Below are 11,478 nucleotides of genomic sequence, written 5' to 3'. Positions count from 1 at the left end.
CCACACTGGTCACTCTCGTACCGTCTGGCGTGGTTGCGGGACCCTAGGATTCGGTCGTTCGACCGACACCGGGACAGAACGACATCTCGGACATGGCTTCGCCCGGCGCCGGGAGCGAAGCGAGCGGGCCCCGATTGATGGAGTCGCAGCGACGGACAAGGCAAGATCGGACTCGTGTCAGACGTGCAGTTGATCGAGGTGGGCCCGCGGGACGGGTTGCAGAACGAGCAGACCCTGCTCTCCGTCGACGAGAAGATCGAGTTCATCGCCCGGGCCGTCGACGCCGGCGTGCGCCGGATCGAGGCGGTGAGCTTCGTGAACCCCAAACGCGTACCGCAGATGGCCGGCGCCGAGGAGGTCATGGCCGGCGTGCCCCGCGTGGATGGTGTCTCCTACATCGGGCTCGTCCTGAATCGTCGTGGTCTCGACCGCGCTCTCGCCTCCGCGGTCGACGAGGTGAACGCGGTCGTCGTGGCCACCGAGGCGTTCAGCAACCGTAATCAGGGCTGCAGCGTCGAGGACACCATTTCCGCGGCCGTCGATGTGGTGCGCGACGCGCGCGCGGCCGGCCTCGCGACGACGGTGACCATCGCGGTCACGTTCGGCTGCCCGTTCACGGGCGAGGTCGACCCGCGCCGGATCTCCGACATCGTGGCGCGGCTGACCGACCAGGCCACCCCCGACGAGATCGCTCTCGCCGACACGATCGGCGTCGGGGTCCCGGCGCAGGTCCGCGATCTCGCCGCCCGCACGGCGGAGCGTGCGCCCGGCATTCCACAGCGCTGGCATTTCCACAACACGCGGAACACCGGTTACGCGAACGCACTCACCGCGCTCGATTCCGGGGCCGGCGCCATCGACGCAAGTATCGGCGGCTTCGGCGGCTGTCCGTTCGCGCCCGCGGCGACCGGCAACATCGCGTCCGAGGATCTGGTCTACGCACTCGATCGGTCCGAGGTCATCACGGGTGTCGACATGCAGGGGCTGATCGACGCCGCCGCGTGGCTGGGCCGGGCCCTCGACAAGAACGTGCCCGCACTCCTCGGACGTGCCGGAGTATTTCCGGCCGTCCGCGGAGACGGGGACATCTGAGTGGGACCCCATCGGTGCGAACGCACCGGTGGAAAACCCTTCGCCGACTATCCGGTGGTGTGGACGATCAGCACGTCGCACGCCGACTTGCGGGCCACATCGGCGGGGACCGATCCGAGGAGCCGGCCGGCGATCGAATTCAGGCCGCGATTGCCCACGACGAGAAGATCGGCCTTGACGTCGCTCACCAACTGCAGGAGCGCGTTGACCGGAGCACCCTTGACCGGGCGCTGCACCACGTTCGACGCACCTGCCTTGGTGGCCCGTTCCTTCGCGGTTCGCAGGATCTCCTCGGTCGGCGTCGATCCGGTGACCTGGTACGCCTCGTCTTTCAGGACATCCGCGGCGTCGCCGGCTCCGCGCTCGTTCGGGAAGTACGCGCACGCGATCACCAGCTGCGCGTCGCCCGCGAGTGCACCCGCACGCTCCACAGCCTTCATCGACGACTCGGAGCCGTCCGTTCCGACGACGACGGTTTCGTAAGAGCTCATCCCAACCTCTCGACATGAATTCGCCTCGCTGCCCATCAGCGAGGCGTCATCGCGTATACCCACAATGCAGGGGTCCTGCACGGGGACATTAGTGTGCCACGGGCGCGTCTGTCCCCCGTTCGTGGTGATCGGCACATCGTGAACACGCCGCTGCCACCCCGAACGGACGTCACTTGATCCCGGCCGCGTCCATCCCTCGCATCTCCTTCTTCAGATCGGCGATCTCGTCGCGGAGTCGTCCGGCGAGTTCGAACTGCAGATCCCGAGCGGCACTCATCATCTGGTCGGTGAGTTGCGACACGAGGTCGGCGAGCTCGGCGCGGGGCATCATCGACACGTCACGCTTCTCGATGACCCCCGAACTGCCGGCCTTCGACACCTCACCCTGTGCGCGGCGTCCGCGGCTGGAGTTGCGTCCGGAACCGCCGACCGCCACGGCCTCGTCTTCGGCTTCCCGATAGACCTGGTCCAGGATGTCGGCGATCTTCTTGCGCAGTGGCTTCGGATCGATGCCGTTCGCCTTGTTGTACGCGATCTGCTTCTCGCGACGCCGCTCGGTCTCGTCGATGGCATTGCGCATCGAATCGGTGATCTTGTCCGCATACATGTGGACCTCGCCGGACACATTGCGGGCCGCGCGACCGATGGTCTGGATGAGGGACGTGGTGCTCCGCAGGAAACCCTCCTTGTCGGCGTCGAGAATCGCGACGAGCGAGACCTCGGGCAGGTCGAGACCCTCGCGGAGCAGGTTGATGCCCACCAGCACGTCGTAGTCACCGGAGCGCAGCTGGCGGAGCAGTTCGACACGACGCAGGGTGTCGACCTCCGAGTGCAGGTACCGGACGCGGATACCGAGTTCGAGCAGGTAATCGGTGAGATCCTCGGCCATCTTCTTGGTCAGGGTGGTCACCAGGACGCGCTCGTCGCGATCGGTTCGCTCACGGATTTCATGGACCAGATCGTCGATCTGGCCCTTGGTGGGTTTCACCACGACCTGCGGGTCCACGAGTCCCGTCGGACGGATCACCTGTTCGACGAACTCGCCGTTGGACTGGCCCAGTTCGTACGGCCCGGGAGTCGCGGACAGATAGACGGTCTGTCCGATGCGGTCGACGAACTCGTCCCATGTGAGCGGTCGGTTGTCGACCGCCGAAGGCAACCGGAATCCGTACTCGACGAGGTTGCGCTTGCGCGACATGTCGCCCTCGTACATGCCGCCGATCTGGGGCACCGTCACGTGCGACTCGTCGATGACGAGGAGGAAGTCGTCCGGGAAGTAGTCGATGAGCGTGGCCGGCGCGCTCCCCGCGGCTCGGCCGTCGATGTGGCGCGAGTAGTTCTCGATGCCCGAGCAGAACCCGACCTGACGCATCATCTCCAGGTCGTAGGTGGTGCGCATGCGCAGACGCTGGGCCTCCAGCAGCTTGCCTTTGCCCTCCAGCTCGGCGAGTCGTTCCTCGAGCTCGCGCTCGATGCTCGCCATCGCCTTCTCCATGCGCTCGGGCCCGGCAACATAATGGGTGGCCGGGAAGATGCGCAGCGAGTCGACCTGGCGCACCACGTCACCGGTCAGCGGATGCAGGAAGTACAGCGACTCGACCTCGTCGCCGAAGAACTCGATGCGCACAGCCAGTTCCTCGTAGGACGGGATGATCTCGACCGTGTCCCCGCGCACCCGGAAGCTGCCGCGGGTGAACGACATGTCGTTGCGCGTGTACTGGACGTCGACGAGCAGACGCAGCAGGGCGTCGCGATCGATCTCCTGCCCGACCTCGATCTCGACGGACCGGTCGAGATAGGACTGCGGCGTACCGAGGCCGTAGATGCAGGACACCGAGGCGACGACGACCACGTCGCGTCGCGACAGCAGGCTCGACGTCGCCGAGTGACGTAGGCGCTCGACGTCGTCGTTGATCGACGAGTCCTTCTCGATGTAGGTGTCGGTCTGCGCGATGTACGCCTCGGGTTGGTAGTAGTCGTAGTACGACACGAAGTACTCGACGGCGTTGTTGGGCAGCATCTCGCGCAGTTCGTTCGCGAGCTGCGCCGCGAGCGTCTTGTTCGGCGCCATCACGAGCGTCGGGCGCTGGACCTGTTCGATGAGCCAGGCCGTGGTCGCCGACTTTCCGGTGCCGGTCGCGCCGAGGAGGACGATGTCCTTCTCCCCGGCCTTGATCCGGCGGGTGAGGTCTTCGATGGCGGCGGGCTGGTCGCCGGCCGGTTCGTACTCGCTGACGACCTGCAGGCGGGCATCGGTCCGCTCGATCTCGCCGACCGGCCGGAACTCCGAGTGCGCGATGACGGGGCGTTCTGCTGCAAAAGCCATAGTGCCAGGGTAAACGCGACCTATGACAGCGATGTTCCCGCGGACCGGCGTCCGACGAGCGCGGCGACGAGCACGACCGCCGAGCACAGCGGGATCGGCTGGCCGACGACGACGAACACTCCGACGTCGGCGAGGAGCGCGACGGGCGCCGCGACCCGGACCACCGGGCCCGGAACCGGCGCCTTGCCGCGGGTCCGGCGCGGCACGCGCGACCACGGTTTCGCGATCGACAGCCAGCCCTGGAACGCGATCAACGTGGCCATCAGGACCGTCGACGCGAGCAGGCCGGCCGACGCGACTTCGCGGGCGCGCGCCGCCGAGTCGAGAGCTGGTGAGAGCACCGCGATCCCGACGACGAGCTGGCTCACCGTGATCGCGAACTTCACGAGGACCCACCAGTGGAGGAAGAAGCCCCACGGCGTCGTGGCGGACAACAGGAATCCCGACATCGCGGACACATTGGCCGAGACCACCAGGACCGTGGTGTCGAGGACGTGCGCGGCGACCGCGCCCCCGTCCCCGGGATTCAGCATCAGAACCGCCATCGCGAGCGCCTGGCTCATCCAACAGACGGACGAGAGCACGTGTATCCACAGCAGCACGTGCCGTGCGCGCTTGACGGTCGGCCGCGCTGTGATTCGTTCGCGGGCCACAGCACGGCCCCGTTCGGCGACGAAAGTCCTCATGTTCCGACCATCCCGCGGACCGGCGGTCGGACGCATCGGTGAGAACTCGGGCTTTCACCCTGAGATCGTCGGTGAGGCTGGCTAGATTCAAAGCATGACGAGCGATGGCGGGCGCACCGCCGACCCCGGGTCAGCACCGCACCCGCTGCACCCGCCGAAACGCGAGGTCTTCGACGTCCCGGCGATGACGAACACCGACAACAAGGGATTCGTCCGGGAGGTCGAGGAGTATCGCGTCACCGACTTCGGGCTGTACATGTCGCGCCACGCTCCCGGGCACCCCAGATTCGACCACCTGGAGTCATGGCTGCTACCCGCTTTGGGGTTGCGCGCCAACATCTTCCACTACCAGGGCGGCTACCGCGAAGGGCAGCGCCTGTACCTGGATGTGGGCCGGTTCGCCGGCCCCGACGACGACGGCCGGTGGCATGCCGAGGACTGGTACCTCGATCTCGTCGACGTGCCGGGCACCCCTCCCCTGCTGCTCGACACCGACGAGCTGCTCGAGGCCCACCGTGACGGTTTGCTCGACACCGCGCAGTGCGTCGAAGCCGTCGAGATCGCCACGCGTGCACTCGTCGGTGCGGCGGAACACGGCAACGACATACAGGCCTGGCTCGACGCCGCGGCGGGTGGCGCGGTGGCCTTTCGCGACCACGACCACCGTCGCCACGGCCAGGCCGGTAGATCAGTACGTCGGTAGCACGAAACAGGATCCGTTACGGATGAAGTCCGGGAGCTGGACGCCGGTGCCCACCGTGACCGCCCTCGACTTCTCGACTCCATCGAGGGTCGCCTTCAGCAGGTAGCGGCCCGGCGTCGACGGCCGCCACTTGGGCCGGATCTCGACACTCGTGGGCTTCTGGTCGTAGATCGTGACCGTGCGCCCGGCGCCCACCAGGGTGACCTTCAGATTCGACTTCGCCGAACGCGGATCGCTGACGAGAACCGACAGTGTGTAGGAACATCCCGCGCCGTACACCCCGTAGTTGAACGAGCCGTTGGCCGACGAGCCGTAACCCGGAAGAGTGTCCACCGCGATGCCCTGCAGCGCCGCCTCCGCCGGCGCGGCCAGCGCCACGCTTGCGCACGCAACTGCACCAAAAGCTATTGCGCCACTGGCAATCCGCGCGCGACTCCGACTTCCCCGACCGACCATGCTGTGCTCCACTCCTGGGCTTCGTCCTCAGCGACCACCCCCACCGCGGGGGCGTGCGACTCACAAGTTAGCAGCGGACGGGGCGGCATGTGCCGATTTTGGTAACGTTTGTAGTCAGTTTTTGTGCCAACCGCCGGTCAGCGTGTGACGACCCGCACCGTGGCAGGCCGCCCCGGGTCACAGGACCCGTACTGATCCGGTCCGGCCGGTGCGAATCCACCGTCGGCGAGACGATCCGCCAAGCCCTCCGCGGCGCCGGCGTCACGTGCGGTCACCCGCAACTCGACCGCCGCCGGGTCGACGATGTCGACCGCGGTGGCCAGTTCGCCGGCGAGCGCCCACAATCGGTTCACCAGACGCGCGGACGGACCATTGGGATTCGGTTCTGCTGCCACGAGTCCGGGCACCGACTCGGCGACGCGACGCTCGCGGACGTTCAACTCGAGCGGCACGAGGCGCTCGTCCCAGACCCGGGCGGCCGATGCCGCCAGTTCCTCGGGGGCGCCCGAGTTGTCCAGCCATACGTCGGCCACGGCACGACGCTGCTCGTCGGTCGCCTGCGCGGCGATGCGGGCACGGGCATCGGCCTCGGCAACACCCCGCATGGTCGTCAGCCGGTGCAACCGCACGTCGGCCTCGGCGAACACGATCACGACCAGATGGAAGAACGGCGCCGTGTGGTTCTCGACCAGCAGCGGGATGTCTTGCACCACAATCGCGTCGGCCGGTGCGTCGTCGAGCATGGCCTGAGTCCGCGCCCCGATGAGCGGGTGGGTGATGCCGTTGAGCGTCAGCCTCGACTCGTCGTCGACGAAGGCCTTCGCCGCGAGAGCCGGACGATCGAGACTCCCGTCGGCGGTCAGGATGTCCGGACCGAACGCCTCGACGAGCGCAGCCAGACCCTCGGATCCCGGCTCGACCACCTCCCGGGCGACTTTGTCCGCGTCGATGATGTACGCGCCCCGCTCGACGAACGTCTTTGCCACAGTCGATTTGCCGGCCCCGATGCCACCGGTCAGCCCAAGCCTGATCACGCCCACCAGTCTGACAAATCCGTCTGCGACACGTTGGAAGGCCCCCGCAAACACGAGAGACCCCGTCTCGCGCGATGACCCTCAGCGGGTCACGACGTCGAGACGAGGTCTCCTCGGGTTGATGGATCAGCCGGTGACGGCCGCCAATTCGATGGTCTCGTGCGGCAGGTCCGCCTCGCCGACCTTCTCGTTCTTGTTCAGATCGACGGCGACGATCTTCTTGGCCGCCGGGTCGCTGACGTAGGCGATGCCCTCCTGCACCGCGACGTTCGGCATCGGGGACTGCCACTCGTCGGGTTCGGTCCACGCGCCGATGGCGGGGATCGTGGCGGTCTTGGCCGCAGTGTCGGCGTCGAAGACGTGTAGGGCACCGTCGGTTCCCAAGACCACGGCGGACCCGCCGGGACCGCGCTCGATGGACCGGAAGCTGTAGGAGGTGCCGAGATCGACGAGCCGGAGCTGACCGGTGCGGGTGTCGGTGAGCGAGAACCGGGTCGGCCGTTCGAGTTCGGCATCCGGATCGGACTTGTAGTCGCCGAGGATGATCGGGGACTCCTCGCTGCCGGCCTGGTTGCCGATGCGGCCGTACTCGTCGGGGCTCTCGACCTTGCGGATGTCGTTCCCGTTCACGATGAGCAGTCCGTCCTCGCAACCGAAAGCGAGGACTCCGTCGGCGCCGGCGGCCTCACCGTGCACACCCGGGCACTGGTCGTTACGCACGATCTCCTTGCGCTCGGGGTCGAGGATCGCAATCCCGCTGCGCGAGTCCTCGTTTCCGACGGTGACGACGACCGTACCGTCCTCACGGAACACCGCGACCCCGTGGTGCGGCTCGGGAAGTGTGAACGAGGTCGACGCCGGGTTGCCGCGCAGGAGCTCGGCGGGCTCGACGATGTCGACCTGGCCCGTGCCGTCGGTGAAGAGGGCGACCCGGGAGTCGTGCGGCACAACGTGTCCCGGCTCTTCACCGCCGAACGTCATGTCGGTGAGGGCCGGTGTCGTCGTGTAGTAGTGACCATGGTCGCCGTGTTGACGCGTCCAGGTACCCATGTCGAGAACCCGGAACCCGTCCGACTCCGAGACGAACAAATTGCGGCCGTTGTCGGCGCTGTTGAGTCGGATGAAGCCGTCGATCGGGAGGTCGGCGACCTGCTCCAACGACTCTGCGTCGAGGACCAGGATGCCGCCGTCGTAGCTGAGCGCGAGGCGCGGCGTGGCGCTCTGCTGCTCGACGGCCGCGGCCGAGCTGGAGGCGGGCGCGGATTCGCTCGAATCCTCGCTCCCGCAAGCGACGAGCGCGAATGACGCGGCGGTGAGAAACGCGAGAGAGCGGGTCAGTTTTGTCCGTTGTGCAAACACCCGAACAGTGAACATGGATATGAAAATCATTGTCAACAACGCATGGGATGGTGGTGGCCCGCAACGGCCGCTCCTCGCGAACACCCCGGCATCAGGCCAGCAACGGCCGCAACCCGTCGAGCACGCGGGCGAGTCCGAATTCGAAGGCGTCATCGGGGGCGCCGGGCGCCTGATGGATCTCTCCGACCGCACTGCCGACCCGATCCGACAGGGGGTACGCACCATCGGGGATGACCGCCGCGAGTTCAGGACCGACGATCTCCCACCATCGCGCGTCGCTCATCCCGGATTCCTCGGCGGCCGTCCGCTCCCCGACCGCCTCGCGGGCGTTGCCGGCCACGAAGGCGCCGAGCAGTGCGATGATGTTGTCCCGCTGGATATCCGAGATGTCGGTCGCTTCGAGCAGTTCGAGCTGCCGCTCGTACCGGGCCAGGCGGTGCGGGCCCAGCACCTGGCGCCACGGCGAGGCCACCAGCAGCCATGGGTGGTCGAGACACTCGGCACGCAGTGCGCGCGCGACTCCCGCCAGGGACTCGACGACGGTCGGCGCCGGCCCGGGCATCGGAGTCCGTGCTGTCACGTGATCGATCATGAGCGCCACCAGCACGTCACGCGTCGGCACGTAGGTGTACAGACTCATCGGCCCGACGCCGAGTTCGGCGGCCAGGGCGCGCATCGAGACGGCACCGAGCCCGCGCTCGTCCGCGAGGTCGATCGCCGCCGTCACGATGTCGTCGACCGACACCCGCTGCCGCGGCCCCCGCCGCGGACCGCCATCTCCGGCCTCGGCCCGCCAGAGCAGTCGGACCAGCGTGCGTGCATCATCTGCGGTCGACACGGCGACGCCTTTCCCGTACGGTGTACTGAGTCATAACTCCGTACACCGTACCAAGAGGAGCGTCCACTGCCCACTCAGGCCACCTATCTGCCGGACCTGCACCAGTTCGCACTCTGGTCTTCCCACCAGTCCGATGCCGGAAACCTGTCGGACACCTGCCGTCTCGCGGTCCCGGACGGCCGCGGCCTCGTCGTTCGCGACGTCCGCTGCGAACTCGTCGATCCCCCGGCACTCCTGGCCGCGTGCGACCAGGGTGATCCGAGCCGAGTCGCGGAGTCGGTCGAAGCGTGGCGACGCACACTCGCCGACGACTCCGCGACACCGCTGCCGCTCGCCGCACACGCCGAGATCGATCCCACCGGGACGGCGATGACGACTGCGGACTTCGCCCGGACAGCGCTGCAGGAGAGTCTCGCCGCCGAGAAAGTACTGCGAGACGCTCTGCGAGCACACCTGCGGCCGTATCAGATTCGCGGTGTCGCCTGGCTGGCCCGCACCGTGGAGGTCACCGGCGGTGCCGTGCTGGCCGACGAGATGGGACTGGGCAAGACCGTCCAGGCGATCGGCCTGCTGACGCTTCGGGCGCACGAGGGACCACAGCTGGTCGTCTGCCCGACCAGCCTCGTGACCAATTGGAGTCACGAGGTGGCCCGCTTCGCGCCCGATCTGAACGTGTACACCGGCCCCCTCGAGCACGCGCCGGACGGGCCCGGTTCGATCACCGTGATCTCCTACGGGAGACTGCGACTGAGTATCGCCGATGTGCGTCGATTCGACTGGGCCACAGCCGTGTTCGACGAGGCGCAGGCCCTGAAGAACCCGCGCACCCAGGTGTCACGCGCGGCGCGCACCGTCGGCGCCCGGGCTCACGTCGCGTTGACCGGCACTCCCATCGAGAACAGTCTCGACGACCTCTGGGCGATTCTCCGGGTCGTCGCGCCCGCACTGTTTCCTCACCGGGCGGTGTTCCGGCGGCGCTTCACCAAAGCCGTGGACGACGGCGACGCCGGCGCGCTGCGACGACTTCGGGTGGCGGTCGCGCCGGTGATGTTGGCGCGCACCAAGTCCCGCGTGGCGTCGGCGCTGCCGCCGAAGATCGCCAATCCGGTGCTCGTCGATCTGACCGACGAACAGGCGCAGCTCTACGACGCTCACCTCGCGCGCGTGGAAGACACCGGCTTCGGCGACGGATTCGAACGACACGGACGGATTCTCGCCACACTCACCCGGCTCAAGCAGATCTGCAACCATCCCGGCCTCGTCACCGGCGACACCCGGGTGCTCGCGGGACGCTCGGGCAAGCTCGACGTGTGCACGGAGATCCTCGGTGACAACCTGCGTACCGGCTCCCCCACGCTCGTCTTCACCCAGTACCGGGAAACCGGTGAACTCCTCGTCCGACACTTCGCCGAACAACTGGCGGTCGACGCACCGTTCTTCCACGGCGGTCTCTCGGCGAGCCGTCGCGACGAACTCGTCGCCGCCTTCCAGTCGGGCGATGGCCCCGGGCTGATGGTCATGAGCCTCAAAGCCGGCGGCGTCGGACTCACCCTCACGCACGCCTGCGACGTCATCCATTTCGACCGCTGGTGGAACCCGGCGGTCGAGGCCCAGGCGTCCGACCGCGTGCACCGAATCGGCCAGGAACGTCCCGTCACGATCACCACCCTCACCTCGGCCACATCCCTCGAAGAGCACATCGATCGCCTGCACCGGCGCAAGTCCGTGCTCGGCGCGCACGCGGACGACACGTCCGCTCTCACCGAGCTGACCGGCCTCGACGACGAGCGGTTGATGGACATCCTGCGGCGTCACCGGGAGGCGCGATGACCAGCACTCCTGCCGAATTCGGGTTCACCCGCTGGGGCGCCGAGATCGTCCGGCTCGCCGAGCCGATCTCGGCGCGTGGCCCCAACGCCTCGGCACCACGAGCCCGCAGTGTCGCCCGCAACGGCCGCGTCACGCTCACCGTCGACGGACGTTCGGTCAGCGGTCTGGTGCAGCGTGGCGGCGAGGCGTCGATGGCACATCTCGAGTTCGATGCCATGTCCCCGGCGACCGCGACGACGCTGCGGGAGGTGCTCGGCGAGTCCACCGAACCGACCGACGACATGCACCGTCGCCTCGTCGAAGCGGCGTCGTGGTCGTCACCGGTTCTCGAGGTCGCCGACTGCTCCTGCCGCGCCCGCGGCGACCGGTGCCTGCACATCCTCGCCACGCTCTATGCCCTCGCCGCGGCCGTCGATCGGGAGCCCTCGCTGGCCCTCCGCCTACGCGACTTCGAGGCACGGCTCAGCGGAGTCGCCCGTGGCGCGGACCACACCGATGGACCACCGCGCCAGATGCCGCTGCGGTGGGCGGCCCTGACGACTTTCGACGCCCGGAACTACTGGAGTGCTCGGCGTCGCACCGGGGCGCCCGACTGACCGTCGGCACCAGACGAGAGAAGCCCTCCCGGTTTCCCGGGAGGGCTTCTCCATCGTGCTCGGTGAG

The 11,478-nt window shown here is 67.8% G+C and carries 11 protein-coding genes; 4 read left to right on the top strand and 7 right to left on the bottom strand.

Annotation, left to right across the window (positions count from 1 at the left end):
- Positions 1–174: 174 nt before the first annotated feature.
- A complete protein-coding gene (locus ACFUEJ_RS15680) occupies positions 175–1,092 on the top strand; it encodes a hydroxymethylglutaryl-CoA lyase (RefSeq protein WP_388030446.1) in 918 nt (305 codons plus the stop codon).
- 47 nt (positions 1,093–1,139) lie between these two features.
- Here the strand turns inward: ACFUEJ_RS15680 and ACFUEJ_RS15675 are convergent, their stop codons facing one another.
- The 3 genes from ACFUEJ_RS15675 to ACFUEJ_RS15665 form a co-directional block, all read right to left on the bottom strand.
- Positions 1,140–1,583, bottom strand: coding sequence for a universal stress protein (locus ACFUEJ_RS15675; protein ID WP_388030444.1), 444 nt, complete (start codon positions 1,581–1,583; stop codon positions 1,140–1,142).
- 169 nt (positions 1,584–1,752) lie between these two features.
- A complete protein-coding gene (gene uvrB / locus ACFUEJ_RS15670; RefSeq protein ID WP_388030442.1) occupies positions 1,753–3,909 on the bottom strand; it encodes an excinuclease ABC subunit UvrB in 2,157 nt (718 codons plus the stop codon).
- Between the two features lie 20 nt (positions 3,910–3,929).
- On the bottom strand, positions 3,930–4,595 hold the full coding sequence (locus tag ACFUEJ_RS15665; RefSeq protein WP_137810694.1) for a hypothetical protein: 666 nt from the start codon (positions 4,593–4,595) through the stop codon (positions 3,930–3,932).
- A 94-nt stretch (positions 4,596–4,689) separates the two neighbouring features.
- On the opposite strand from ACFUEJ_RS15665, the gene ACFUEJ_RS15660 reads away from it, so the two are divergent.
- The gene (locus ACFUEJ_RS15660; RefSeq protein WP_065632394.1) at positions 4,690–5,298 is read left to right on the top strand and encodes a DUF402 domain-containing protein; all 609 of its coding nucleotides are present in this window, start codon (positions 4,690–4,692) and stop codon (positions 5,296–5,298) included.
- On the opposite strand, the gene ACFUEJ_RS15655 is transcribed toward ACFUEJ_RS15660, so the two are convergent.
- The 4 genes from ACFUEJ_RS15655 to ACFUEJ_RS15640 form a co-directional block, all read right to left on the bottom strand.
- Positions 5,284–5,754, bottom strand: a complete 471-nt coding sequence (locus ACFUEJ_RS15655) for a hypothetical protein (RefSeq protein ID WP_065632416.1) — start codon at positions 5,752–5,754, stop codon at positions 5,284–5,286. The two genes, ACFUEJ_RS15660 and ACFUEJ_RS15655, sit on opposite strands and share 15 nt — an antisense overlap.
- Positions 5,755–5,891: 137 nt before the next feature.
- Positions 5,892–6,788 (bottom strand): dephospho-CoA kinase, encoded by an 897-nt coding sequence (gene coaE, locus ACFUEJ_RS15650; protein ID WP_259936489.1) that lies wholly within the window; start codon positions 6,786–6,788, stop codon positions 5,892–5,894.
- A gap of 126 nt (positions 6,789–6,914) precedes the next feature.
- A complete protein-coding gene (gene aztD, locus ACFUEJ_RS15645; RefSeq protein WP_388030438.1) occupies positions 6,915–8,147 on the bottom strand; it encodes a zinc metallochaperone AztD in 1,233 nt (410 codons plus the stop codon).
- Between the two features lie 91 nt (positions 8,148–8,238).
- On the bottom strand, positions 8,239–8,985 hold the full coding sequence (locus tag ACFUEJ_RS15640) for a TetR/AcrR family transcriptional regulator (protein WP_388030435.1): 747 nt from the start codon (positions 8,983–8,985) through the stop codon (positions 8,239–8,241).
- Positions 8,986–9,219: 234 nt separating this feature from the next.
- On the opposite strand from ACFUEJ_RS15640, the gene ACFUEJ_RS15635 reads away from it, so the two are divergent.
- Positions 9,220–10,815, top strand: coding sequence for a DEAD/DEAH box helicase (locus ACFUEJ_RS15635; protein WP_388030453.1), 1,596 nt, complete (start codon positions 9,220–9,222; stop codon positions 10,813–10,815).
- Positions 10,812–11,411, top strand: a complete 600-nt coding sequence (locus tag ACFUEJ_RS15630; protein ID WP_388030432.1) for an SWIM zinc finger family protein — start codon at positions 10,812–10,814, stop codon at positions 11,409–11,411. Before ACFUEJ_RS15635 ends, ACFUEJ_RS15630 begins: the two co-directional genes overlap by 4 nt.
- The last annotated feature ends 67 nt before the right edge of the window (positions 11,412–11,478 follow it).

It is taken from the genome of Gordonia sp. NPDC057258 (assembly GCF_042668985.1).
Taxonomy (GTDB): Bacteria; Actinomycetota; Actinomycetes; order Mycobacteriales; family Mycobacteriaceae; genus Gordonia; species Gordonia hongkongensis.
Note: the sequence above shows the minus strand (reverse complement) of the source record. Positions and strands in the feature narration are given on the sequence as shown.